This is a genomic window from Methanohalophilus levihalophilus (assembly GCF_017874375.1).
Lineage (GTDB): Archaea > Halobacteriota > Methanosarcinia > Methanosarcinales > Methanosarcinaceae > Methanohalophilus > Methanohalophilus levihalophilus.
This window is the reverse complement of the sequence record NZ_JAGGLK010000002.1, coordinates 629,399-653,804: the sequence shown is the minus strand read 5'-3', so window position 1 is coordinate 653,804 and position 24,406 is coordinate 629,399. Positions and strand designations below refer to the sequence as shown.

At 42.2% G+C, this 24,406-nt stretch carries 24 protein-coding genes; 13 read left to right on the top strand and 11 right to left on the bottom strand.

Annotated features, from left to right (window positions below):
• Positions 1-5: 5 nt before the first annotated feature.
• Positions 6-1,250, bottom strand: coding sequence for a hydroxymethylglutaryl-CoA reductase (NADPH) (gene hmgA, locus J2755_RS07120; RefSeq protein ID WP_209681313.1), 1,245 nt, complete (start codon positions 1,248-1,250; stop codon positions 6-8).
• A 268-nt stretch (positions 1,251-1,518) separates the two neighbouring features.
• Between hmgA and J2755_RS07115 the strand changes: the two genes are divergently transcribed.
• The gene (locus J2755_RS07115) at positions 1,519-2,058 is read left to right on the top strand and encodes a hypothetical protein (RefSeq protein WP_209681311.1); all 540 of its coding nucleotides are present in this window, start codon (positions 1,519-1,521) and stop codon (positions 2,056-2,058) included.
• Between the two features lie 113 nt (positions 2,059-2,171).
• On the top strand, positions 2,172-3,476 hold the full coding sequence (locus tag J2755_RS07110; RefSeq protein WP_209681309.1) for a TrpB-like pyridoxal phosphate-dependent enzyme: 1,305 nt from the start codon (positions 2,172-2,174) through the stop codon (positions 3,474-3,476).
• A gap of 11 nt (positions 3,477-3,487) precedes the next feature.
• Here the strand turns inward: J2755_RS07110 and J2755_RS07105 are convergent, their stop codons facing one another.
• Positions 3,488-4,438, bottom strand: a complete 951-nt coding sequence (locus tag J2755_RS07105; protein WP_209681307.1) for a mechanosensitive ion channel family protein — start codon at positions 4,436-4,438, stop codon at positions 3,488-3,490.
• 183 nt (positions 4,439-4,621) lie between these two features.
• On the opposite strand from J2755_RS07105, the gene J2755_RS07100 reads away from it, so the two are divergent.
• From J2755_RS07100 to J2755_RS07065, 8 genes are all read left to right on the top strand, one after another.
• Positions 4,622-6,814 (top strand): ATP-dependent DNA helicase, encoded by a 2,193-nt coding sequence (locus tag J2755_RS07100; protein WP_209681305.1) that lies wholly within the window; start codon positions 4,622-4,624, stop codon positions 6,812-6,814.
• A gap of 24 nt (positions 6,815-6,838) precedes the next feature.
• A complete protein-coding gene (gene hisD / locus J2755_RS07095) occupies positions 6,839-8,119 on the top strand; it encodes a histidinol dehydrogenase (protein WP_209681303.1) in 1,281 nt (426 codons plus the stop codon).
• Positions 8,120-8,225: 106 nt separating this feature from the next.
• On the top strand, positions 8,226-8,624 hold the full coding sequence (locus J2755_RS07090; protein WP_209681301.1) for a DUF1699 family protein: 399 nt from the start codon (positions 8,226-8,228) through the stop codon (positions 8,622-8,624).
• A gap of 88 nt (positions 8,625-8,712) precedes the next feature.
• Positions 8,713-9,468: a uroporphyrinogen-III C-methyltransferase gene (gene cobA, locus J2755_RS07085; protein ID WP_209681299.1), complete on the top strand. Its 756-nt coding sequence runs from the start codon at positions 8,713-8,715 to the stop codon at positions 9,466-9,468.
• 10 nt (positions 9,469-9,478) lie between these two features.
• Positions 9,479-10,267, top strand: coding sequence for a uroporphyrinogen-III synthase (locus J2755_RS07080; RefSeq protein ID WP_209681297.1), 789 nt, complete (start codon positions 9,479-9,481; stop codon positions 10,265-10,267).
• A 22-nt stretch (positions 10,268-10,289) separates the two neighbouring features.
• A complete protein-coding gene (ahbC, locus tag J2755_RS07075; protein ID WP_209681295.1) occupies positions 10,290-11,483 on the top strand; it encodes a 12,18-didecarboxysiroheme deacetylase in 1,194 nt (397 codons plus the stop codon).
• Positions 11,484-11,962: 479 nt separating this feature from the next.
• Entirely contained in the window at positions 11,963-13,156 is a 1,194-nt protein-coding gene (locus J2755_RS07070; protein ID WP_245312759.1) for an S-layer protein domain-containing protein, read from the top strand.
• A 14-nt stretch (positions 13,157-13,170) separates the two neighbouring features.
• Positions 13,171-14,028 (top strand): class I SAM-dependent methyltransferase, encoded by an 858-nt coding sequence (locus J2755_RS07065; RefSeq protein WP_209681291.1) that lies wholly within the window; start codon positions 13,171-13,173, stop codon positions 14,026-14,028.
• 26 nt (positions 14,029-14,054) lie between these two features.
• On the opposite strand, the gene J2755_RS07060 is transcribed toward J2755_RS07065, so the two are convergent.
• The 4 genes from J2755_RS07060 to J2755_RS07045 are packed head-to-tail and all read right to left on the bottom strand — an operon-like array spanning position 14,055 to position 15,590.
• On the bottom strand, positions 14,055-14,279 hold the full coding sequence (locus tag J2755_RS07060) for a YgaP family membrane protein (protein WP_209681288.1): 225 nt from the start codon (positions 14,277-14,279) through the stop codon (positions 14,055-14,057).
• A 52-nt stretch (positions 14,280-14,331) separates the two neighbouring features.
• Positions 14,332-14,694 carry a carboxymuconolactone decarboxylase family protein gene (locus tag J2755_RS07055; RefSeq protein WP_245312757.1) on the bottom strand — a complete coding sequence of 121 codons (363 nt, stop codon included), beginning with the start codon at positions 14,692-14,694 and terminating at the stop codon, positions 14,332-14,334.
• Positions 14,695-14,709: 15 nt separating this feature from the next.
• The gene (locus J2755_RS07050) at positions 14,710-15,057 is read right to left on the bottom strand and encodes a desulfoferrodoxin family protein (protein ID WP_209681286.1); all 348 of its coding nucleotides are present in this window, start codon (positions 15,055-15,057) and stop codon (positions 14,710-14,712) included.
• Between the two features lie 17 nt (positions 15,058-15,074).
• Complete coding sequence (locus J2755_RS07045) at positions 15,075-15,590, bottom strand: ferritin (protein WP_209681285.1); 516 nt, start codon at positions 15,588-15,590, stop codon at positions 15,075-15,077.
• Positions 15,591-15,843: 253 nt separating this feature from the next.
• Here J2755_RS07045 and cca point away from each other — a divergent pair, with 253 nt between their 5' ends.
• Positions 15,844-17,181 carry a CCA tRNA nucleotidyltransferase gene (cca, locus tag J2755_RS07040; RefSeq protein WP_209681283.1) on the top strand — a complete coding sequence of 446 codons (1,338 nt, stop codon included), beginning with the start codon at positions 15,844-15,846 and terminating at the stop codon, positions 17,179-17,181.
• 3 nt (positions 17,182-17,184) lie between these two features.
• Here the strand turns inward: cca and J2755_RS07035 are convergent, their stop codons facing one another.
• From J2755_RS07035 to iorA, 3 genes are read right to left on the bottom strand one after another with little or no spacing between them, the layout of a single operon-like run.
• Positions 17,185-18,030, bottom strand: a complete 846-nt coding sequence (locus tag J2755_RS07035) for a DNA-3-methyladenine glycosylase family protein (protein ID WP_209681281.1) — start codon at positions 18,028-18,030, stop codon at positions 17,185-17,187.
• A gap of 16 nt (positions 18,031-18,046) precedes the next feature.
• Positions 18,047-18,640, bottom strand: a complete 594-nt coding sequence (locus tag J2755_RS07030; protein ID WP_209681279.1) for an indolepyruvate oxidoreductase subunit beta — start codon at positions 18,638-18,640, stop codon at positions 18,047-18,049.
• On the bottom strand, positions 18,637-20,442 hold the full coding sequence (gene iorA, locus J2755_RS07025) for an indolepyruvate ferredoxin oxidoreductase subunit alpha (RefSeq protein WP_209681277.1): 1,806 nt from the start codon (positions 20,440-20,442) through the stop codon (positions 18,637-18,639). Before iorA ends, J2755_RS07030 begins: the two co-directional genes overlap by 4 nt.
• Before the next feature lie 153 nt (positions 20,443-20,595).
• On the opposite strand from iorA, the gene J2755_RS07020 reads away from it, so the two are divergent.
• Both J2755_RS07020 and J2755_RS07015 read left to right on the top strand, forming a co-directional pair.
• Positions 20,596-20,943 carry a winged helix-turn-helix transcriptional regulator gene (locus J2755_RS07020; protein WP_209681275.1) on the top strand — a complete coding sequence of 116 codons (348 nt, stop codon included), beginning with the start codon at positions 20,596-20,598 and terminating at the stop codon, positions 20,941-20,943.
• Positions 20,944-20,945: 2 nt separating this feature from the next.
• Positions 20,946-21,563 carry a 4Fe-4S binding protein gene (locus tag J2755_RS07015; RefSeq protein WP_209681273.1) on the top strand — a complete coding sequence of 206 codons (618 nt, stop codon included), beginning with the start codon at positions 20,946-20,948 and terminating at the stop codon, positions 21,561-21,563.
• An 82-nt stretch (positions 21,564-21,645) separates the two neighbouring features.
• Here the strand turns inward: J2755_RS07015 and J2755_RS07010 are convergent, their stop codons facing one another.
• Both J2755_RS07010 and J2755_RS07005 read right to left on the bottom strand, forming a co-directional pair.
• Complete coding sequence (locus J2755_RS07010; RefSeq protein WP_209681271.1) at positions 21,646-22,893, bottom strand: WD40 repeat domain-containing protein; 1,248 nt, start codon at positions 22,891-22,893, stop codon at positions 21,646-21,648.
• A gap of 178 nt (positions 22,894-23,071) precedes the next feature.
• Positions 23,072-24,370 carry a WD40 repeat domain-containing protein gene (locus J2755_RS07005; RefSeq protein WP_209681269.1) on the bottom strand — a complete coding sequence of 433 codons (1,299 nt, stop codon included), beginning with the start codon at positions 24,368-24,370 and terminating at the stop codon, positions 23,072-23,074.
• Positions 24,371-24,406 lie beyond the last annotated feature (36 nt).

Here is a 24,406-nt window from a genome sequence, read left to right as displayed (position 1 = left end):
TGGGATTAGCGCCCAAGTTCTGCATGGGCACGTGCAAGATGGCCTGCCGCCTGTGCTCCAACTAAGGAGATTTCACCGGCAAGAACGGCGGAAGCAATTATTTCAGCCAGTTTTTTTGAATTGTAACCCGGAGACTCGCCTGCACCGGCAACATCCAGTATTCTGAGACATTCATTCTGAGTGGCAATTTTTGTCCCTCCGCCTACGGTTCCAAGCTGGAGAGAAGGCAAAGTCACCGAGCAATAGAGTGAACCGTATTTTGTGACCTCCATAGTTGTGATTGTGTTGCTTCCTTCCACAACATGCGCAGGATCCTGGCCACATGCAAGGAACATGGCAGCAATTGTGTTTGCCGCGTGGGCGTTGAATCCGAGGGAAATGGCCCTTGCAGATCCGAGAAGATTCTTACGATAATTGACTTCTGCCATTGCTTCAGGCGTTGTTTTCAGTTTGTTCTGGACAATCTCAGGAGAAAGTTCAACTTCTGCCACAACTGTCTTACCCCTACCGAGAATACTGTTTATTGCAGCAGGTTTCTTGTCTGTGCACATGTTTCCTGAAAGAGAAATGGGATAGACACCAAATTCATCACCAATAAGATCCACTATTGCCTGGGTTGCAATGGTTACCATATTCATCCCCATGGCATCCTTCGTATCAAAACAAAAACGCAGGTAAACGTTATTTCCCGTAACATAGGGCTCAACAGCGGTCAATTCACCAAAACGGGTAGTTTCAGATGCCTTTTCCTTAAGCCTCATAAAAACTTCGGGAAGGTTAATCCAGTCCACAAATTCCCTTGATCGCCTCACCCCATCCATACAGTAAACAGGAGCTCTTGTCATCTGATCTTTAAATATCCTCACGGTACTGCCACCTGATGCAGTTATCGCAGAACAACCCCTGTTAACGCTTGCTACAAGTGCTCCTTCGGTTGTGGCAAGAGGAAGGTAAAAGCTTCCTTCTGCATATTCCCCGTTGACTTTTATTGGACCTGCAACCCCAACAGGAATCTGGATGGCCCCAATCATATTTTCGACGTTGCGTTTGGAAGCGTCTTCCGAGTCGATTGTGAATTGCCCCAGTGAATTAAGATCCGTTGCAGTCATCTCTTCCAGTGCAGACCTTCTTATTTTGATAGCAGTTTGGATATCGGTTTGTTTCTCGACTTTGTAAAAGGAAATTTCACCTCTTACCAGACTATCCAGAAGCTTTTGCTCATCTGGAGAAAAAGAGAATTTGTCAGCCATTTTAATCACACCGATCTTTTAGAGATTATAAGAGTAATTTTAGTTAATGCTTATTTGAAGATACAAATAGTTCTCGCCTAATAAAAATTAACTGGAAATCATGTCTTATAATGAGTATTACTATCAAAAACAATGCGGAAAGAGTTAAATAAGAACAATCTCAAAGTTGGATCTATATATGTTGGTGGTGCAGCATAAAAAGAATAGTTGCAATAAAACGGAAGTGGTTCTTTCGTCAGTTATTGTGAACAAGATAGCGGTGGTGTAAATGATGGTCAACACAAATGTTCCCTTAAATGAGTATGGAGCCAATTCCTCCAGAAATTTTAACGAATGGAGAAAACAGTGGCTTGTGAACCAGGCCAAAGAAAGACACATTCAGAGCGTACAAGAAATGGAAACCAAGAAAAATAATGGGTTCTGGGACTGGTATGTGGAGAAAAACAAAGAGCTCCAGAAAAAATATAACCATCTTTACTCAGACATCACCGCAAAAGAGCTAAGGGAACATGAGAAAGGATGGCAGGGGATAGACCAGCTTAAAAGCGATATTGATTCAATTCGCCAGCAATTTATACGACATGACCGCGAAACAATAATGACAATTGCTGAAAGCCTGGAAAAAATTGGGATGAAAAAAGAAGCCGAAGAATTTGTGTCTTCAAAACCAATGAATTCTGATACCATCAAAAAGCTCGACCGTTTATTTGACGCTTTACACAGAAACAACTTCAACGATTTGCAGATACAGGAATTCTACCAGACGCTTTCCCCTGAAGAAAAAATCAGTTTGGGTTGTCGCCTCTGATATTTATTTCCCGCTTTTGCACCCCTTTTACATTTCAAAAAATGGCGCAAACTATTTATTACTCATCGCCATACACCAAAGTACTTAAATGTGCATTTAGGATGTGACTTATTTTGGATCGTGTTAAATTTATTCTTGATGAAAATGAAATGCCGGACAAATGGTATAACATATTGGCAGATCTGCCAACACCACTTGCTCCGCCACTGAATCCGGCAACCGAGGAACCCATCAGTCCTGCAGACCTTGAACCTCTTTTCCCAAAGGAACTCATAAAACAGGAAGTTTCAACCGAAAGGTACATTGACATTCCTAAAGAAATTCAAGAAATTTACAAGATCTGGAGACCTGCTCCCCTCTACCGTGCAAAGAGGCTTGAACAGGCACTGGACACTCCAGCACGCATCTACTACAAATACGAAGGAGTTAGCCCTGCAGGAAGCCATAAACCAAACACTTCCATCCCTCAGGCATACTACAATATGAAAGAAGGAACTGAAAGGATTACCACTGAAACCGGTGCCGGACAGTGGGGAAGTGCACTTTCTTTTGCATGTAACTATTTCGACATTGAATGTAAGGTTTACATGGTAAGATCAAGCTATTACCAGAAGCCTTACAGGAAATCCCTGATTAACCTCTGGGGAGCAAACGTTATCCCATCCCCAAGCACTGAGACTGAATTTGGTAAGAAAGTACTTGAGGAATTCCCTGATACTACCGGAAGCCTTGGAATCGCTATTGGTGAAGCTGTAGAAGATGCAGCCACTCATGACAATACCAAATATGCACTCGGAAGCGTTCTTAATCACGTGATGCTTCACCAGACAATCATTGGTCTTGAAGCACAGAAGCAAATGGAGATGGCTGAGGACTATCCTGACATCGTCATCGGATGTTGTGGCGGAGGAAGTAACCTTGCCGGAGTCAGTTTCCCATACATAAAAGATAAGATCGAAGGTAAACACGACCCCAGAATTATTGCTGTTGAACCATCTGCATGCCCAACCCTGAATGAGGGTAAATTTGAGTACGACTATGGTGACACTGGAAAAATGACTCCACTCCTGAAAATGTACACTCTCGGGTATGACTTCATCCCACCAGCCATTCATGCAGGCGGTCTGAGGTACCACGGATGCGCTCCAACTGTCAGTGAACTTGTCGCAGAAAAACTGATGGAAGCAACTTCATATCACCAGCAGGAAGTATTTGAAGCAGGTGTTACATTCGCAAGAACAGAAGGATTCGCACCAGCACCTGAATCCACACATGCAATCAAGTGTGCCATTGATGAAGCCCGTAAGTGCAAGGAAACCGGAGAAGAGAAAACAATCCTGTTCAACCTCAGCGGACACGGCCACTTTGATATGGCATCCTATGACAAATACTTCAGCGGCGAACTTACAAACGAGTAAATGAAAAGGCTTTAAGAAGCCTTTTCTTCACTTCTTTTTTCTTCTTTTTCGAGATCAGTCTTGTAGACGATAGTCCTGTAAGGGAATGGGATCTCGATACCTTCAGCATCAAAACGCTTCTTTATTGATTCCCTTATATCACAACCTGTTGTGTAGGCAAATGAGCGATCTTCCACCCAGAAAAGCAAACGAAGGTTCACTGCAAAATCACCAAGTTCGGTTAAACGGACTGTAACCTCTTCTCCTTCCTGAATGGAATCATCGTGCCTGCGTATCTGGGGGTAAGTCATCACATTATAGTGCTTCTTTGTCACCTCGATCATTATCTTGCGGGCAAGATCAATATCAGAATCATAGCTTATCCCGATGTCAACCGGCCAGGCAACTGTCGGATCTTCAATAGACCAATTGATTATTGCCTCATCGCTTATGATGTGATTGGGTAATATAAGCCGCCTGTTGTCCCATGTTTTTACAACAGTGTGACGCAGGGTGATATCTGTGATCTTTCCATATTCGTCCCGGATGTTCACCCTGTCGCCCACCCTAAACGGACGGAATAAAGCAAGGGAAAGCCCGGAAATAATGTTCGCAAGGGTTGTCTGGGCAGCGAGACCTACCACGATACCTGCAAACCCGGCACCTGCGAATAATGCAAGTGAAAGGTTTTGGAGCGTGGGAATTCTAGCTACAATTACAATGATGCCTAAAAGATAGACGAAAGCAACCGTTATGTGACGGAAAATCCTGTAAATTGTTTCGTCAACATTGAGTTTCAGGCTTATCGCCTTAAACTGGTTTTTAAGCAATCGATCTACGATTTTAGAAACTACTAGCGTGGTTACCAGAACTACAAATATGAAAGCAAAATCTCCAAGCTGAACATAATCAGCAATATTTCCTGAGATTAGATCAGTAAAACCGTTATTGGTTGTGTTTTCTGCCAATTTTGTGATCCTCATTTTGTATATATGGAGTCAGCTATAAAAATGTTGACAATTATTCGCTATGCTTCCCCCTCATTAACAGCTTTCAAAATCTGGCTAGAATTTGTTTGAAACCTTCTAGTATAAATTAAATGATCAATATTAGTTTGTTCAAAGAGGTAAGAACTGAAAATAATCTGCAACTTATTGTGAGCTAAAATGAAGATAGAAGAACTGGACATCGATGAAGGAGCCATCGAGCTTTACAGGGAAATGGGAATCCAGGAACTTTATCCCCCACAGGCAGAGGCAGTGGACGCTGGCTTGCTTAATGGAAAAAACATTGTTGCTGCAATTCCAACCGCCTCCGGAAAAACATTGCTAGCTGAGCTTGCAATGCTAAAAGCCATTAAAAAGGAAGGAAAAGCACTTTATATTGTACCTCTTCGGGCCCTGGCATCCGAAAAATACGAACAGTTCCTGAAAATGTCACCATTGGGTGTTAAAACCGGCATTTCAACCGGTGACTTTGAGTCAAGAGACGAAAGACTTGGTTCAAATGACATAATTGTTGCAACTTCTGAGAAAGTGGATTCTCTTCTGCGAAACGGAGTCCGGTGGCTGGAAGATATTACCTGCATCGTTGTGGATGAAGTTCATTTGCTGGATTCAGCACACCGCGGACCTACACTTGAAGTTGTTATCACCAAATTACGAAAACTCAACTCTGAAGCACAGATTATTGCCCTTTCTGCTACTGTTGGAAACGCTCACGAAATTGCAAAATGGCTTTCGGCAAACCTTATTCTCAGCGAATGGAGACCCACAAAATTGAATGAGGGTGTTTTCTGGGGTGATGCCATCTATTTCCCCGGTGGCCAAAAAGAGATAGAACGACTACACAGTGATGATGCTGTTACTCTTGTTCTTGATACAATTAAGGAAGGCGGCCAATCCCTCGTTTTTGAAAGCAGCCGCAGGAACTGCTCGTCTTTTGCAAAGAAAGCCAGCTTCGAGGTTGCAAAACAACTGGACAAGAGGCAAAGAGAAGAGCTGAAAGCGATTGCTCTTAATGTCAGGGAAACCGGTGAAACCGAAAATGCAGAACTCCTTGCAAAGTGTATAGAAGGGGGAGTTGCTTTCCACCATGCAGGGCTAAATTCAGCCCACAGGAAAATTGTTGAGGATGCATTCAGGGCAAACCGGATCCTGATGATTGCAAGCACACCCACCCTTGCAGCTGGCCTGAACCTGCCTGCAAGACGTGTAATTATCAGAAGCTACAAGCGTTATGACACCAACATGGGAATGCAACCGATTCCGGTGCTTGAGTATAAACAGATGGCAGGCCGTGCAGGAAGACCACATCTTGATCCCTATGGGGAGTCAATACTGATTGCCAAAAGTTTCGATGAAATGGAATCTGTTTTTGAAAATTTCATTTATGCCAGTCCCGAAGACATTTGGTCTAAGCTTGGTACGGAAAATGCACTACGAACCCATGTACTCTCAACCCTTGCAAGTGGCTTTGCTAACAGTTTCAGCGGACTTCTTGAATTCCTCAGCTCAACTTTTTTTGCTTACCAACAAAGGGAATTCGGTCTTGAAAGCGTGGTAATGGAATGTCTGGATTTCCTTGAAGCAAAAGATATGCTTATCGAGCGGGAAAATCACATAGTTGCAAACCAGCTTGGGAAGCTTGTGTCAATGCTCTATATCGATCCTCTTTCCGCAGCGAGAATTATTGATGGCATGAAAAAAGCAGACAACCTAACAGACATCGGTTTATTGCAACTTGTCTGCAGTGCTCCGGACATGCGACTTCTCTATATGCGCAGCCGGGATTACGAAATGATTAACGATTATGTGATATCACACCACGAGAGTTTTATCGAAGTGCCAGATCCTTTCAAGGCAACAGAATACGAATGGTTCCTTTCAGAAGTAAAGACTGCGATGATGCTCCAGAAGTGGGTAGAAGAGATGAGTCTGGATGATATTACAAAACGATTCCAGATTGGGGAAGGTGATGTACACGCAATCACAGAACTTGCAGAGTGGCTTATGCATTCCACTTCAAGGCTCTCCCATCATCTCGAAATTGGATCAAATGCTCCGGATATAATGGAAAAACGTATCCATTATGGTGCCGGTGCAGAGCTTATGGAGCTTGTGAAGGTATCCGGAGTGGGAAGAGTCCGGGCAAGGAAATTATTCAAAAATGGTTTCAAGACAACTGAACAGCTAAGAGCAGCAGATCCCAGAGCCCTTGAAAAACTCGTGGGAACAAAAACTGCCCGGAATATCCTTAAAGCCCTTGGGGTCAATATTGAAACCGACAGTAACGATTATTTAGATAATGTGACATCAAACAACCAGGGCAAACAAAAAACATTCGGAGACTTTAACTGACATCATTAACGGTGGAACAATAACATGCTTTTCAAACACATCAATGATCTGACCGCGGAAGAGAAGGAAGAACTTCTGACCCGAACTTCTGACCTTATGGCAGTACAGGAAACTGTTTCTTCAATACTTGATGAAATAAAGTCAGATGGTGATGCTGCCCTTCGGAAATTCACAAAACAGTTTGATAAAGCTGAAATTGAAGAAATCGAGGTTAGTGAAGATGAGATCAAACAGGCAATTGAAGCAGTAGACACTGATTTCATAGATCACCTTCGCAAGGCTGCTGCTAATATCAGAAAGTTCCACGAAGCCCAGATGCCGGAAAAGCAATGGATGATGGAAGTTGCTCCCGGAGTCATGGCAGGCCAGAAAGTTATTCCACTTAATGCAGTAGGAGCCTATGTTCCCGGAGGCAGGGCATCTTATCCGTCCACCGCACTCATGACAGTGATTCCCGCAAAGGTGGCGGGAGTTCGGAATGTGTCTGTTTGCACACCCCCGGGACCGGATGGGAAAGTTCAGCCGATAACCCTTGCAGCTGCGAGCATCGCCGGTGCAGATCACATCTATAAAATCGGCGGGGTACAGGCTATCGGAGCCCTTGCATATGGAACTAGGAGCGTAAAATCCGTTGACAAAATTGTAGGCCCTGGGAATGTTTACGTCACAGTTGCCAAGATGCTTGTGAGAAACAATGCGGAAATTGATTTCCCTGCCGGACCAAGTGAAGTTTTGATTATTGCCGATGAAACTGCAGAAGCTGCGTTTATAGCTGCAGACATGATTGCACAGGCAGAACACGATCCAAATGCAATATCGGTTCTTATTACAACATCCTCTTCTCTGGCTGAAGATGTTCGAGAGGAAGTAGAAAAGCAAGTTGAAATTACTCAGCGTTCCGAAATTGCAAAGGAATCACTCAAAAACGCTGCTATTCTTATTGCTGACTCGATGGCCGACTGTATTACATTCTCAAATGATTTCGGGCCTGAACACCTTGAAATTGTAACATCTGATGACGATGCAGTGCTGGAAAAAATAACTAGTGCAGGTTCAATATTTGTTGGCAGGTTTTCACCAGTTTCAACTGGAGATTATGCATCCGGAACAAACCATGTTCTTCCAACCTCCGGATACACAAGGATATATTCAGGACTTAACGTTCAGCACTTCCTAAAGTATTCTACTATACAGAAACTCAGCGAAGAAGGACTTCATGGATTAAAAGATACAATTGTTACAATTGCTGAAGAAGAAGGACTGTCTGCCCACGCAGAAGCAGTAAAAATACGTTTTAAAAAATAATTTTTTAAAAAATACCAGAAGGCACAAATCGGTAATTATTTAAAAGGTGTCTTCTATAATTATTTATTAAGTTGTGGGTACTATTTGCAACTTAAGAGGGAGTACTATGAAAATACGAGTCGTTAGCAAACGCGCTGAAATCGAAGATCTCGATCCGGGGGAGAAAGTAATACATCTTGCTTTCAGACCATCAAACAAAGATATCTTCGGTCTGGTAAAACGATGTAAAGACGTAGAAGTCATCCAGATTCCTGCATCATATCGCAAAACAGTTTCAAAATCCATTGAAATGTTTCTTGAAATGCAGGGAGTACAGCTAATTGAAGGCGATGTTTGGGGGCATCGAAAAGACATTAATGAATACTACACAATCTCACCTTCGGTTACTGAGAAAATTAAGGATCTCAGAATTTCCGGAATGAATAATGAAGAGATTGCAAAGAAACTTTCAAAGGAAGGTAAACTCAATAAGGAAATGCTACTCTATATTCTTGGCAGGGAATAACCTGCCTTCTTTTTTCTTTTATTTGGCCGCATATAACCTTTTAAACTATCAGTTCATTACATTCTCCAGCAACCTTCAGAGGATTATTATGAGCAATAGTTATGGAAAGGTTTATCTTGTTGGATCAGGACCTGGTGACCCCGAATTACTTACCCTGAAAGCCCGGAGACTCATCGATAATGCAAAGGTAATAGTCTATGATCAACTTCCCGGCAAAGCTATCCTTGACAGCATGCCGGAGACAGCTGAAAAGATTGATGCCGGAAAATTTGCAGGCGACCATCGATTGACCCAAACAGCAATTAACGAGTTGCTGGTTGCAAAAGCCAAAGAAGGGCATGATGTGGTGAGACTAAAAGGTGGCGACCCATACCTTTTCGGACGTGGAGGGGAAGAAGCCGAAGTCCTCGTAAAAGAAGGTATTGAATTTGAGATCATACCCGGAATCTCTGCAGCTGTTGCAGTACCTGCTTATGCAGGAATTCCTGTTACACACAGGGAACACGCATCAATGGTTACATTCCTGACTGGCCATGAAGATCCTACAAAGGAAGAGACCGGTCTTGACTGGAAATATCTTGCAAGCTCTCCCGGAACATTGGTGATTTTCATGGGAGTCAAAATGCTTCGCAGGAATATGGAAGAATTACTCAAAAACGGAAAAGAAGCGGCTACGCCAGTAGCTCTTATTGAGAGGGGGACACGCCCTGATCAAAGAGTAACAGTGGGAACAATTGCCGATATTGCTGACATTGCGGAAAAAGTAGGAGTTAAAGCACCTGCAATAACTGTAGTCGGTGATGTAGTCAACGTGCACCAAATACTGGGAACACAGAAAGTATGAGTCTGTGAATATGGAAACTGAAAATCCAACAATTGCTATAATGCGACCTGAGGAATATCTGCCTGCTTCAAAGGACTTGGCAGAATCCTTTGGCTTTAGTGTAATCGAAGCCCCTATGATAAAACTGGAAGCTATCCGGGACGAGATATTCGATACTGTAATAGACCACATTTTGTCCGGCAAATCTGATTATGCGATTTTTACGAGTGCAAACGGAATTGAGCACACACTCAACAAATCTGGTGTTGATAGGGAGAAGCTGATTGAAGCCCTTAACAAGACCAATGTGGTTGCCATCGGGCCTACCACCAAAAAACGACTTACAGACATTGGCATCGAAGTTATGGGAATGCCTGGAGTCTATAGCTCAGAGGGACTCGTGGAATACCTGTGCCCGCACATCAAAGGAAAAACTGTGGATATAGCACGAAGTGCATATGGATCTGGTCTCTTGATATCAGGACTTAAGAAATGTGAGGCTATGGTCTATGAAACCCAGGTTTACACACTTGTACGTCCTGAAGGAGAAAAACAGAAAAACCTGATGGAAAAAATCCTTGAAGGGAAAATCTCTGTCTTTGCATTTACCAGTTCTATGATGGTACGAAACTTCTTTGAACTTGCAAAGTCCATGGATAAACTCGGGACAGTAAAAGAAATCCTGAATAATTCCGTTGTCTCCGCAATTGGCGGACCTACTGCAGCAACCCTCGGAGAATACGGAATCAAAACAGATATCCAACCTGGAAAGTATACCTTTGAGGAGATGCTATCCACAATAAAAAAGGAATATTTCTAATACCAAATCTGGAGCTTTGCTGATGATCGGCGTATCAAAACTCTATTGTGCAACTGTTGAACCATCCGATGCCCTGAGGTATGGCAGGGAATCTAAAAAGTTACCCTCACACCTGTTGCAATTTTCAAAGGACAAAAAACCTGTAGTTGTCTGGAATGTAACACGAAGATGCAATCTGAAATGTGTGCACTGCTACGCGCAAGCAGATGACCGGGATTTCCCTGATGAACTCACAACCGAGGAAGGAAAAAAACTCATTGACGACCTTGCTGAGTTCGGAAGTCCTGTGATCCTTTTTTCAGGCGGTGAACCACTTGTCAGGAAAGACTTACCTGAGCTGGCAGAGTATGCGGTTTCAAAAGGCATGCGAGCTGTAATCTCAACCAACGGTACGCTGATTAGCCCAAAAATGGCAAAAAAACTCAAGGAAATCGGACTTTCCTATGTAGGCATCTCAATTGATGGTACAGAAGAAACTAACGATGAATTCCGTGGTGTTGTAGGTGCTTTCAGGAAAGCTCTGGAAGGCGTGCACAACTGTATGGAAGCCGGAATTAAGGTCGGTCTTAGATTTACCGTTAACAAAAGCAATTTTAAGGAAATTCCTGCAATCTTCGACCTGCTGGAAGAAGAAAAAATACCCAGAATCTGCTTCTATCATCTGGTATATGCAGGCAGGGGGACAGAACTTGTCAAGGAAGACCTTACACATGAAGAAAGCCGTGAAACTCTGGATCTCATAATGAGAAGAACACGCCAGCTTCATGAGAAGGAAATGATGGCGGAAGTGCTTACCGTAGATAATCACTGTGATGGCCCTTACATTTACATGAAGTTGCTGGAAGAAAACCCGGAAAGAGCGGCGGATGTGTTTGAGCTTTTGAAGATGAATGGCGGTAATTCCACTGGAATCGGAATAGGATGTGTTTCATGGGATGGCAAGGTTCATCCGGATCAGTTCTGGAGACATTACACAATCGGTAATGTGAGAGAGCGCAAATTCAGTGAAATCTGGACTGACTTAAGCGATGAATTGCTTGCAGGACTAAAAGATCGGAAACCTCTTCTAAAAGAGCATGCTGATAGATGTGGAAAATGCAAATGGCTCGATACCTGTAACGGAAACTTCAGGGTAAGAGCAGAAGCAGTTTATGGCAACGTCTGGGCCAACGATCCGGCATGCTATCTGACAGATGAGGAAATATTTGAAGATTGATCTTCCTTAGTTTTGTGCATTGAATTTTTCAAAAGATAACACTTAATCGCAGATCAGAATAGTATTTCTGAACATCAATTCAAAATACAGAAGATTTTGTTTTTTCGGAAACTTCTTTTACCCCTGTATTAGCTGGGGCTGCAAAATTTAAGAGCACGAATGGAGCCCAACTGTACAGGGATCGAACCATATTTGATTACGATACCTTGTATTGTAAAAGGCAACTGCATTGTTTTTCAAACTTTTTTAGCTAACTCCTGCCAGTTGCGAGGAGGATTTTGTATAAATTAACAAGGTTAACAAAGTTACTACTGAAACTATAAATAATATGTGTTTAGTATTACGTTTTAATTAATTAGTAACATTAATATTGAATATATTTATTTTTAGTAACACTAATTGATGGAATATCTGAAAAGGAGGTATGGCCTATTCAAAAAACCATATTCAGAAAACTAAGCATAGTATTGATTGTATTCATGTCACTTGCACTTGTCAGCGGTATTTGTTCCGCTGATTCGGTAGAAGTGCGCGGGAATATTCTTGACAGTGGTAACAATGCGTCTGCCATCGTGTGGGATGGTCTCAATTGGAGTGTTCTTTATTTTTCATTAAATGATGCGGGATCAAATACAGAAATATTATACTACCTGAATATTGATACGGAAAATCCTGCCATTGGAGCGGCACCGGACAACAACATCATTGATGAAAAAGAACTCATTTACAGCACTCACTCCTATAGCAAAAAATTTAAACTTAGTGCCAAAACCGATGCTACTGCTGTTAATACCTATTCCGTAATTCCGTGGTTCGGGAAGAAATACATTGTTGTTGACGACGACGCAGGTAAAATGGCAACCCTCATAACCGAACAGGGAGGCGATGCGGAAAAAGATCTTAAAGAAGGCGAATCATGGAATCTTGGTCAGGGATACAGCCTGAAATTAGATCAACTGGATGTAGATGCAGGCAAGGTTTTTGTTATCCTTTACAAAGATGAGGAAGAACTGGAATCAGTTGTACTTGATATGGAAGGCAATGACGATGACCGTGCTTTCATTGCAAAAGATGATTTTGCTGGATCCGAAGACGTGGTTTATTTTGTCACATATCTTGATAATACTTTCAGAAGCACTTCCGACTCATTTGCCATTTTCAAATATACCTGGTTGATAGATAAGGATAATATCAAAATCATTGAGAAAGGAGATGAATTTGGACTTTTTGAATGCAGGGAAGTGTCGGAAAGCTGGATCAATATGTCCAATAGTAAAAGAATCACTCTGGAAATAAATGATAAAACATATTTTACAGATGACTGGTACTTTAAAACATCCAAGGCCGGAAAGGGATCCAACGGCGGATATTTGTTCTATCCTGCAATGAATATAGTTTTTGAAACAGAAGAGGCTGATGTCGTTGTTTCATCTGAAAACGATGTAAATGTCGCTAATGAAACGGCTTCACAGGGAGATACGACCCTTACGGAAGAATCTTCTGCCCCTTTGCCCTCTGCAACATCATCCGAAGAGGATAACGTACAAACCCTGGTTACTGAAGAAACTGCAGCAGAAAAACAAAACCTTGCAAGCATCCCCGGTTTTTTGAGCCTTACAGCTACATCCGGTCTGTTAATAACATTCTTTATCCTGAAACGCAGGACTGACTGACAGGATGTGTTATTATGAAAACGAGTTCAATCGATTGGAATGAAGTCTGGAAAGAGATGATTCAGGCAAACCGCAAAGATGACAATAAAAACCGTGGTGACTGTGCAAATTTGTGGGACAGCAGGGAAAATGCGGAGCGTTTCTGGAAAAGATCCTGCGAAAATCGGGAAAGAGTGGAAAAAACACTGGATGAACTTCCCCTTACTCCGGATTGCAGGGTACTGGATATAGGTGCGGGACCCGGCAGTCTTGCAATTCCACTTTCAGAAAGAGTCTCACATGTAACGGCTGTTGAACCAAGCAGGGGAATGCTGGAAATCCTGCAGGAAAATATAGAGCGCTACGGCGTGGAAAACATCGATTGTGTTAACAAGCGCTGGGAAGATCTGGATGTTGGAAAGGATCTGAAAGTACCCTATGATATTGTTATTGCTTCCTTTTCATTAGGCATGCCCGACATAAAAGAAGCAATCGGGAAAATGCAGGATGCTTCTTCAAAGTATGTATATCTCTATTGGTTTGCAGGTGAAACCCCCTGGGATGACCATTCTTACAAATTGTGGCCTCTCCTTTATGGGGAAAATTACACACCCTCTCCAAGATGTGATGTCCTTTACAATGTACTCTACAGCATGGGAATCTATCCGGACATGCATGTTTTTCCCCTCGGTTATAATAATTCCTTTTCCTCCATGGATGAGGCTTTTGATTTTTTCATGTCCCGATATACCATTGAAACGGACCAGCAGGAGAAAATAATCAGGGACTATCTGGAAGAAACACTTGAAATGCAGGATAACCGCATTGTGGAAAATGGCCATAGTACAAGGGTAAAACTCTGGTGGGAAAAGAGGAGAACTTTTGAAATATAAGCATTGAAGAGATAAGCGTGAAACACTTATTTCTTCGCAGTATTTATTCCCAAAAAGTAGTACGGTGTGCAGTGACGGGTTATTCCTGAAAAAATGCTTCCAAATGCTATAATCGCTGCAATCCAGTTCCACGGCGATGTTTCTATTAAATCCATAGCAAGAGCTATGAGCAAAGCCGGGCCGATTATTGCTCTCAGGAACAGATCGTATCCGCCCACATTTTCTGCCAGAAGAACCTCATCGAGTTTCATGTCAACCTAAAAGTTAATCTGCCCTTGAAAATAGCAGGGCAGAATTTTTGATTTATTCGATTCCAATCTTTTCCATTTGCTTAAGCACAACGCTGCTAAAATCTGTGAAATTCTGGATTCCACCAGTCCATGCTGCAATCATCATTGCATCAAGGATTTCAGTCCGGCTTGCGTCAAATTTCCTGAGACGCTCCAGAATCTTGACAGCACTTTCAGAGTTGTTGTTGGCACAGGCAACTGTGAAAACAAGGAGGTGTTTTTCCTTAAGTGACAGACCACCTTCCCTTTCAGCCCATACAGATTTGTAAAAGCCAGCGACTGCTTCCCCGAAGTCATCGTCCATGCTCTTTGCGTACCTTATGGCACGTGGCATGAAACCTTTGACCTGTTTTACCTCATCTGCAATTGAATCCATGTATCCACCTGTCAGTTAAAGCTCAACCACATTCTGCCAGAGGCCGTGGATATTACAGTAGGAAAGAGCAAAGAATCCCTTGAAGCCAGCAACATCAACCTTGAAACGCGCAAGTGGAGCAGTGTAGGAAGGACCAAATTCAGCACGACCAATATCTACAACCTGACCATCATCCTTTACACCATATAGTTCAAGCCATGCGATGTGGTGTTCAACAGTGTTAGGGTGAGCAACTTCCTTGCCTACAGTAACAGTAACAAGGTCTTCAACTTCAGATCCATGGGATTTCCCGATATCTATTACCGGTACGTGTTTCTCTTTACCTTCGGAAAGCTTCCCTTTCAATAATTCTCCAATTTCCATATCCAAAACTCCTTAATTTATTGTCCTTCTGTTGCCGGCGGAACGAATACTCTTGTACCCAGTTCCTTATCGATCATGAAAAGACCGTTACCATCTTCACCTGCCAGTTTTAACTTGCCTATTATCTCATTATCGTTACTTTCCTCTTCTATTTGTTCAGTAATGAACCACTGGAGGAAAATACTTGTAGCATAGTCCTTCTCTTCATTTGCAAGAGTTACAAGATCGTTGATCGATTTTGTGACAAACTGCTCATGTGCCAGTGTTTTCTCAAACATGTCAAGCGGAGTGCCAAATTCTACCGGAGGCTGCTCGATAGCCTGAAGTTCAATCCTTGCACCCTGATCTTTCAGATAGTTATAAATTCTCATTGCATGGGTCATTTCTTCCTGATATTGTACCATAAACCAGTTTGCAAACCCATCAAGGCCTGTATATGTGCTGTGAGCTGACATTGCCATGTAGAGATATGCCGAATATATCTCCTTATTTATCTGGCCATTTAATGCTTCAGTCATTTTCTCGCTTAACATAATTTCCTCCTGTAGGAATATCATATCGTGCGGATAACAGAAAGCCATTGCTATCATGTTATTCCGTTAACACACTCCATAAACCCAAAATAGTTGTGTGGAGATTAGTATAAATTACTATCGTTGTGTTGATAAAAACTGCTATATTACTGCAGTTCTTGAACCAAATCTCAAAAACAGTTCTGGGAAAGACAGGAACATTTACATTACAAATTAACCTATAAGTAACTCAGCGATTAAGACAATGATATGCATGGATGCGATTGAAAAGCGAGTTCTTGAAAGAATTAAACCTTCTGATGAAGAAAAAATCAGGCTTGAAAACACAGCCTCTTATTTGATGAAAAGAGCAAAGGAACTTGCGATTGAAAATGACATTTCCGGGGCAGAGCTTCAACTGGTTGGTTCTGCAGCAAGAGGAACCTGGATTTCCGGCACCCATGATCTGGATATTTTCATTTCTTTTGAACCTTCACTTCCACGAAAAAAACTTGAAGAATATGGGCTTTTGATAGGTCGACAAATGGCAAAGGAAGCTGAAAGCTGGGAAGAAGGTTACGCTGAACACCCTTATACCAAACTCAAATATTCCGGGTTTGATGTGGACATTGTTCCATGCTACAGGGTAGAAAGCGCAGAGAATATCATCTCAGCTGTCGACAGGACACCATTTCATAATCTCTTTATAAAGGAACATATAGGCGGACTTGAAAACGACGTGCTTCTCCTGAAACAGTTCATGAAGGCCGGCGGAGTGTATGGCTCCGAACTCAAAACCGGCGGGTTTTCAGGATATCTGACCGAACTGCTGGTTATCCATTATGGATCATTTGAGGATGTGCTGCAGGCTGCAGCTTCATGGAAACCAGGTGAGACAATTGAAATGGTGAAACCAAAACATGGTTTTGAAGACTCGATGGTAGTGATTGATCCAACTGATCCTAATCGCAATGTTGCAGCAGCACTTACAACGGATAGGTTTACACAATTTATCTCCCTTTCAAGGGATTATCTTAAGAGTCCTGTAGAAAATTTCTTCCAAAAAACAGAACCAATTCCCATGTCTGATGATGAGATCATCAATTCATTCGAGAGAAGAAATACAGGATTTGTTTCTATTTGCTTCAAAACGCCGGACATCGTGGAAGATATCCTCTACCCGCAACTCTTCAAAATGCAGAAATCCGTGGAACTGCTTTTAGAGCAACACGACTTCCGTGTAATCAAAACCAATGTGTGGGCCGATGAAAAATCAGTACTGATCGCAGAGCTTGAAAATATAAACCTGTCTAATGTCCGAAAGCATTTTGGACCCCCTGTGTGGGTGCAAGACCATTCTGAGAAATTCAAGGAAAAACACGTCAATAACTCCAATACATTTTCATTCTACATTGAAGACGGAAAATATGTTGCAGAACTGCCTCGAAGATTCTCCAATGCAAAAGATTTACTGGAATCTGAACTTCACAACTGCGCCCTTGGAAAACATATCAAAAAGAGTATTCAAGAAGGATACGTAATTCTTTCAGGAAAAGAAATTCTCCAGATAGAGGAGGAGGGTTATCGCTCCCAACTACGGGAGTTCCTGTAAGCTTTAGAGACTGGTACCAAGTGCACCTTCAAGGCGTCGCTGGTAGAAAAGATACTGTTGTGCATAACCACAGTATTTTCCAAAATAAGAAATACCCCATTCTGCCATTTTTGTTTTTGTGTAAGGTCCTCCAAAGCTGTCTGAGTAATATTGTTTGACTATTTTTTCGACATGAGTGTCAACAGGAAATGCTTCCATTTTGTCGTATGAAAACAGGAGGATACAATCGGCTACTTTATCCCCGATTCCTTCTATGGTCATGAGATATTGTTTTGCTTCCCTGTAATCCATCTCAAAAGGAGCATGCAGATCAAATTCCCCATCTGCTACCCGCTGTGCTGCCTGCACAAGCCTTCTGGCACGAAAACCCATCCTGCATTCGCATAAATCATCGCTACAGCAACCTGCCAATGCTTCTGGTTCCGGGAAAGAAAAAAAACCATTCCCAAGATCTTCACCAAGCAAACGTGACATTGTCCCGATGGTTTTCTTGATGCGCGGAATATTGGAAGCCGTAGCCAGCATGTAAGAAATCAGGCATTCCCATGGTTCCTGTAAAATGAGACGCAAGCCACTGTATTTGGAAATGGCTTCATGGATGTAGGCATCTTTATCCATATCGGAAAAAATGGAAGGAAGATCGTCGTCAAGCCTGAAATATCGGTAAAGATAATCTTCGGGAAGACGAGAATCCAGAATCAGGGATTCAGTTTCCCTGTCCTGGAAAGCATGAACAATTTCGCCTTTGACGACACCATGCCACCAGTCGCCTTCCTGATTCCAGCGAAATACCTGCCCACAATCAAGCGTATAATCAAGATCAAAGTCAGAGGCAGGTATGTTGTACATAAATTACCTTCAGAGTTTATTCTTCTGTAGCTTCCCTTCCCAGCCTGAAAGCTTTAAGGTTAACATCGATAGTTTTGGGAGGAACCATACTTCTTATGCTTTCCAGAATTGTCTCTTCTGAAAATGGAAGATAGCGGGAAATTGCACCCAGCATAACCACATTTAACGCTTTAATGCTGCCTGCCTGTATTGCAAGAGATGTACCATCAAAAGCAATTACATTGTATTTTTTCTCAAGTTCGGCCACGATAGACTGGACATCGCAATAGCCACATACTCCTGAAGCTACTGTCACCGGGTAAATTGCACAGGTGTTCATCACGACGATGCCACCTTCTGCAACATCCGCGATGTAACGCAATGTTTCAGCAGGTTCAAGGGAAAGCATCCCGTGAGCTTTGCCACAGGGGATAAGAGAGCCCAGTTCACATCCAATGCGAACGTGGTTTATGACAGACCCACCACGCTGTGCCATTCCGTGTGTTTCTGCAGCCCTTACACTGATACCTTCTTTCACTGCAGATTTCCCAATGATATCGGACACAAGAACTGCACCCTGCCCACCAACTCCGGAAATTACAAGGTCAAAAGCAGAATTTGTCTGGCTCATTTTTGGACCTCCACAATTGCATTGACCGGACATATGTCGACACACAGCCCACATCCAGTACACATGGCATTGATCTTCGCTTTCTTAGCATCCAGATCGAATTCAATTGCAGGGCAGCCGAAACTAAGGCATTTGCGACAACCAATGCAGGTATCCTCGATAATAGTATAACGTGTAAAGCGAGCTCCACCTCTTCTGGCGGAAATCACACATTCGCGTTTTGGAATGACTACGGAAACACCTTCATAGTCTTTTGCCCTTTGCAAAACGTCCTCTACAGCTGCCATATCATAGGCATCAACCGTTTCCACGAATTCAGCGCCCAATCCATGACAGAGTAGTTCGAAATCAATTTCTACAGTTGGATCACCTGTAGCGGTTTTACCCATACCCGGATTTTCCTGATGTCCTGTCATGGCAGTGGTTCGGTTATCCAGAATCAGGACTGTAATATTTGATTTATTATAAACGGAATTCAAAAGACCGTTCATTCCTGTATGGAAGAAAGTAGAATCACCGATGGTACAGCATATTGGACGGGTTTCTCCCGCATCATAGATTCCGGAAGCTACTGTGATACTTGCACCCATACAAAGGGTTGTGTCAACAGTCCCGTGCTGGATACCAAGTGTGTAGCAACCGATATCGCTGGGGAATATGGCATCCTTGCCGAAGACTTTCTTCATGGCGTGGAATACACCCCTGTGGGAACATCCCGGACACATTGCAGGAGGCCTTATAGGCAACTCAAGGTTGGTTGGAACCGGACATTCCAGTTCAGCATCTATTCCAAAGGCATCTGCAATTGCTTTCTCACAAACATGAACGTTAAGCTCGCCGAGCCTTGCCACCAATCCATCTGCTTTGCCAAGGATCTTTGCAGGAAGATCATTGTCCCTTGCAATCACCTTGCACATATCTTCCACAATTGGTTCGAGTTCCTCGATTACAAGCACTTTTTCTGTCTTTGACAGGATTTCCCTGACCATTGTCTCTGGAATTGGATAGGTTCCAATTTTAAGCAGGGATGCTTCGACACCGAGCTTCTCAAGGGCTTCTTCTGCATAGGCACTAGAAACACCTGAAGCAATTACTCCGATTTTTGCTCCTTCTTTAAGGCATAATTCATTCCATTGAGAGTCTTCCAGTTCTTTCTGGATTTCAGACTGGATTGCCAGCAGATGAGGATGACGTACACGAGCGTTTTTCGGAACCATGACCCAGCGGTCAGGATTTTTCTCAAAGTATATCTCCCTGTTCTTTTCCTGAATTTCACCAAGTTCAATATCTGATTTCCCGTGGGAAATACGGGTGGTTGAACGGAAGATTACGGGGATTTCGAATTTTTCAGATAATTCGAATGCATAGGGGATCATGTCCTTTGCCTGCTGCGGGGTTGCAGGATCAAGGCATGGCATCATGGAGAAAACTGAATAGCGTCTTGTATCCTGTTCATTTTGTGAAGAGTGGCATGATGGGTCATCAGCCACTATGATAACCATTCCGCCCTTGACACCCATGTATGCAAGGGTCATGAGTGGGTCAGCAGCAACGTTTAACCCTACGTGTTTCATGGTAACAACAGACCGTGCTCCTGACATGGAAGCACCGGCACCAATTTCAAGGGCTACTTTTTCATTGACGGACCATTCTACGTAAAAATCCCTTTCCTTCATTGATGAGAGGGTCCCAATAATTTCAGAAGAAGGAGTTCCCGGATACCCGGATACAACGTCCACAGCGCCTTCCACAATTCCACGGGCTATGGCAACGTTTCCTAGCATGTATTCGCTTTTGCTCATGTTCATCGCCTGCTAGTTTCATACGAGCCATTATTGATAAATATATCTCGAAACAGCAAGTACTGCCACTTTTGTACAAAAATGAACAGTACTCGAGAATGTATATATAGACTGTCAGATAATTGCAGTACTGCAACAAGATGGAGGTATTATATGGTTGATTTTGCCTGCAAAGAGTTCCGGATTGATGAAGTGATAAAATGTGCTCTGGCACTTACCCGTGCAGATATGAAAATAATGGACCACTTTATAAGAAAGCCTGAGGAATGGCATACCACTGACTCAATCGCAAAAGAAACCAGTCTTGATCTTTCCACTGTCCAGCGCTCTGTGAAAAAACTGCACGAGAAAGGAGTGCTGACAAAATCCCAGAATAATCTGGACAAAGGAGGATATACCTACATCTACATGCTGAAAGACAAAAACGAGATTAAGAAAATCATTATGGAAATTGTCTATAAGTGGGCCAAGAAAGTAGAAAACGAACTGGAAAACTGGTAAAAATGCTTAAAATTACTCCTTATCTCTGGATTATCGTACTGATTGCAGCCATCGGAGGGCTCTGGTATCCCATACTCGGATACATGATGCTGGTCGTAATGGTTACACTGCTTACAACAAGTGTTTTCCGTGGAAGATGGTTCTGTGGAAACCTCTGCCCCAGAGGAAGTCTTTACGATTTCGTGCTCGGCAAATTTTCGAGAAAACAGAACATACCAAAAATCCTCTCAAGTCTCTGGATAAGGGTTCCTGCAATCGTCTTCATGATGAGCCTCATGGTCAACAGGCTTTCCATCGCCCTCACAACACAGAATACCTTTGAGAAGGTCGGAACAATCTTCGCATCAATGTGCCTTACAACGACGATTGTTGCAACACTTATGGGAGGCTATTTCAGCTCAAGAACATGGTGTACAGTTTGTCCCATGGGTACCATGCAACGAATCATCGGCGGTAAGAAACATCAGCTCAAAATGGTACATGATGCCTGCGTAAATTGCAAGAAATGTGAGAAGATCTGCCCAATGCAGCTTTCTGTCAGGGAAATAGGGAACAATCCGGATTGCATCAAGTGCAACCGGTGCGTGGAAGCGTGCCCGAAGGATGCTCTGTATTTCTGAAAACCGAGTTGTACTAATTTGGGGTAATACATGCATCATTACCCCCTTTTCTACATTTTGAGTTGGTTTTCAAACTGTTAGATTAATGTTTAAACCGTTTTCCTACTAACAAAATAATTACGAACGACAATCCAAGCAGAATAAACAAAATATTTTGAGGAATCATCTCAGGCAGATCTTTCAAGCTTGTATGGTGTTCATTTTCTTTTATATCCTGAAAATCATAGATGAAAATAGAACCTTTTAAAAATGGTACTTCACTGTAAAATGCAGATGTTCCAAAAGCTTCTCTCCAAGCTTCTCCACCTATCCCATATTTTGAATCCTCCTCTAAATCTACACCAACTGCCACATAGTTGTTGTCATCAGAAAAATCGATGCTATTGTAACCTTCAAGTTGATCGCGATCCCAAATATCCAGCAGCTTTTTTTGCGAAGAGATGTTCCATGCCATCAGCCTCATCCCAACACCAACTAAATATTTCCCATCTCCTGAAAGAGCGATGTCCTCCGGATGTCCAAAATTGATTATCCGATGCAACTCTTCACCGGAAGTGGAATCCCAGACAATTGCTTCGTCATAGTGGCGACTGCGGGCTGCAAGCACACTTCCATCTGCAGAAAATTCGAGATCAGCAACAGATTGCTCTTCGATTATTTTTTCTGAATTTCCACTTTCAAGATCAAAAAAGACTATCCTATCGGGATTTTTGTGATTCAGAAAACTTACAACAAGTTGTTCTCCATCCGGACTAAAAGCAAGGGAAATAGCTCCAAAATTATTACTTGAAATAGTGTTGGCAACTTTCCCGGTTTCTACATCCCACAGATAGATTGTGGAGGTTTCCGATTCTTGATCCATCTCATATAACGCAGCATAAGTTTCCCCATCCGGAGAAAAAGCAACCTCCCATGCATATGATTCTGGCAAATCATGGGTTCGAACAACATTCCTACTTTCCACATCATATAGCGTTAAATGTGTTCCTAGAAGTTCATCTTCAAGAGAATTAAAACGAGAAGAACAAGATAGCAAGTATTTACCATCTGGAGAAAATACTACTTCCTTAACCCCATATGGTTCAGTCCCAAGCAATTCCATTAACCTGTCTTGCTCAAGTAACTCTGGAGTAAAGGATAGCGGCTTTCCTTCAATTGTATCCCAGAGCATCACATGGCCCTCAGTAAATTCAGCCCCATATCCTGCTGCAATATGTCTACCGTCAGAAGAATAGTCAATGGTTTTGAGACTGCCCCCATAATTGTATGAAATTTGGATTGGCTCCAGTTTATCTGAAGCTTCTCCTAACAAAACTCCTGATAGAACCAAACAAGTGAGTAGAGTAGTAAAAAGAAATTTGCGAAAGTCAGACATTGTAATATCTACCTACATCTAAAGTTAATACTTTGAAAAGTACACCTGCATTGTATATATACTTCAGGTGATTAAGAGAGCGAAACATAATTCCTAATTGCTACTTTGTGGGCAAAACAGCTTTCACAAAGCCTCATTTCTTTTTCAGTTTTCTAGCAACAATGATAACCAGAGCAAGAGCAAAAATAGCATATTTGCCAAAATCAAAAAACTCATAAATCGATTTAAGCTGCGACTCCCTTACAATGCCTAAAAATTTGTTGAAATGCCCTCTTTGACTTATCTCTTGAAAATCGTAAACAAATACCATGCCATCTCCATGTGAAAATCGGCTTTTTAGTTGCCGAGAATCAGCACCACTTTGGATGGCTCTTGAATAAAGAGAGTTGTTTATTTTGTAGTCCGAATCATCAGCCACCCTTGCTCCAACTGCAATGTAAGAATCATCTGAAGAGAAATCAACGCATTTTGAATTGCGGATGTCAGAATCGATAAACGAATCCATTAATAGTTGTTTCGAAGTTACATTCCAAACCATCACTTTTCGGTTGTCAACACCGACCAAGAAATCTCCTTTTGTGGATAAGGAAATACCATCTGGGGGAGAAGAAAAGCCCTTGAAACGATACAATTCTTCACCAGATGAAGTATTCCAAGCAATTGCTTCATCATAGCGATCGCTTCCTCCAACAAAAAAGGACCCATCATCAGAAAACTGCAAGTCTGAAACTGATTGATGCTTGATTGTTTTTTCTATTTCCCCGTTGTTTAAATCAAAAAAAACTATCCTATCTGAGTCAATGTTATTTATGAAACTAACAACAAGGAAATTCCCATCGGGAGTAAATGCAATTGAATATGGTTCATAATTATTACTTATGAAGTTTTGAGAAACTTCACCTGTTTTTGTATCCCACAACGCTATAGTAGAATGATCATTTCCATTCCCATTATCCATTTTAAAAGGACTTGCATAAGTATTACTGTCAGGAGAAAAAGCGACATCCCACACCTTTGTACTGTCCATATCATGGGCTCGTACAACTTCCCAGTTGTCAACATCATATACTACCAAACGTGAACCGATAAATTCGTTATTTAGATAGTCATATTCTGACGAACTCACAAGTAGATACTTTCCGTTTGGAGAGAATTCAATATCTGTAATATCATACGGTTCTTTTGAAAGAAGCTGCATCATCCTATCTTTTTCATATAATCCGACAGGATCAAAAATATCTTCTCCCTCAACAATATCCCAAACCCTGACATAGCCTCCTGCAAGACCTACTGCAATATATCTATCATCAGGAGAATGATCTATTGCATTTACTGTTCTTTCATAGTTGTATGAAACTAGAACGGGTTGAGGTGCATCTGAAGCCTGCCCTAGAAGAACTCCTGATGAAGCTAAACAAGTAAGAATAACCATAAGGAAGATTTTGCTAAAGAGCTACATTGTAACGTC

What these genes read in the sequence shown, in the direction of transcription:
- hmgA (WP_209681313.1), bottom strand. Translation starts at nt 1,250, where the DNA reads ATGGCTGACAAATTCTCTTTTTCTCCAGATGAGCAAAAGCTTCTGGAT.
- J2755_RS07115 (WP_209681311.1), top strand. Translation starts at nt 1,519, where the DNA reads ATGATGGTCAACACAAATGTTCCCTTAAATGAGTATGGAGCCAATTCC.
- J2755_RS07105 (WP_209681307.1), bottom strand. Translation starts at nt 4,438, where the DNA reads ATGAGGATCACAAAATTGGCAGAAAACACAACCAATAACGGTTTTACT.
- J2755_RS07100 (WP_209681305.1), top strand. Translation starts at nt 4,622, where the DNA reads ATGAAGATAGAAGAACTGGACATCGATGAAGGAGCCATCGAGCTTTAC.
- hisD (WP_209681303.1), top strand. Translation starts at nt 6,839, where the DNA reads ATGCTTTTCAAACACATCAATGATCTGACCGCGGAAGAGAAGGAAGAA.
- J2755_RS07090 (WP_209681301.1), top strand. Translation starts at nt 8,226, where the DNA reads ATGAAAATACGAGTCGTTAGCAAACGCGCTGAAATCGAAGATCTCGAT.
- cobA (WP_209681299.1), top strand. Translation starts at nt 8,713, where the DNA reads ATGAGCAATAGTTATGGAAAGGTTTATCTTGTTGGATCAGGACCTGGT.
- J2755_RS07080 (WP_209681297.1), top strand. Translation starts at nt 9,479, where the DNA reads ATGGAAACTGAAAATCCAACAATTGCTATAATGCGACCTGAGGAATAT.
- ahbC (WP_209681295.1), top strand. Translation starts at nt 10,290, where the DNA reads ATGATCGGCGTATCAAAACTCTATTGTGCAACTGTTGAACCATCCGAT.
- J2755_RS07070 (WP_245312759.1), top strand. Translation starts at nt 11,963, where the DNA reads ATGTCACTTGCACTTGTCAGCGGTATTTGTTCCGCTGATTCGGTAGAA.
- J2755_RS07065 (WP_209681291.1), top strand. Translation starts at nt 13,171, where the DNA reads ATGAAAACGAGTTCAATCGATTGGAATGAAGTCTGGAAAGAGATGATT.
- J2755_RS07060 (WP_209681288.1), bottom strand. Translation starts at nt 14,279, where the DNA reads ATGAAACTCGATGAGGTTCTTCTGGCAGAAAATGTGGGCGGATACGAT.
- J2755_RS07055 (WP_245312757.1), bottom strand. Translation starts at nt 14,694, where the DNA reads ATGGATTCAATTGCAGATGAGGTAAAACAGGTCAAAGGTTTCATGCCA.
- J2755_RS07050 (WP_209681286.1), bottom strand. Translation starts at nt 15,057, where the DNA reads ATGGAAATTGGAGAATTATTGAAAGGGAAGCTTTCCGAAGGTAAAGAG.
- J2755_RS07045 (WP_209681285.1), bottom strand. Translation starts at nt 15,590, where the DNA reads ATGTTAAGCGAGAAAATGACTGAAGCATTAAATGGCCAGATAAATAAG.
- cca (WP_209681283.1), top strand. Translation starts at nt 15,844, where the DNA reads ATGGATGCGATTGAAAAGCGAGTTCTTGAAAGAATTAAACCTTCTGAT.
- J2755_RS07035 (WP_209681281.1), bottom strand. Translation starts at nt 18,030, where the DNA reads ATGTACAACATACCTGCCTCTGACTTTGATCTTGATTATACGCTTGAT.
- J2755_RS07030 (WP_209681279.1), bottom strand. Translation starts at nt 18,640, where the DNA reads ATGAGCCAGACAAATTCTGCTTTTGACCTTGTAATTTCCGGAGTTGGT.
- iorA (WP_209681277.1), bottom strand. Translation starts at nt 20,442, where the DNA reads ATGAGCAAAAGCGAATACATGCTAGGAAACGTTGCCATAGCCCGTGGA.
- J2755_RS07020 (WP_209681275.1), top strand. Translation starts at nt 20,596, where the DNA reads ATGGTTGATTTTGCCTGCAAAGAGTTCCGGATTGATGAAGTGATAAAA.
- J2755_RS07015 (WP_209681273.1), top strand. Translation starts at nt 20,946, where the DNA reads ATGCTTAAAATTACTCCTTATCTCTGGATTATCGTACTGATTGCAGCC.
- J2755_RS07005 (WP_209681269.1), bottom strand. Translation starts at nt 24,370, where the DNA reads ATGGTTATTCTTACTTGTTTAGCTTCATCAGGAGTTCTTCTAGGGCAG.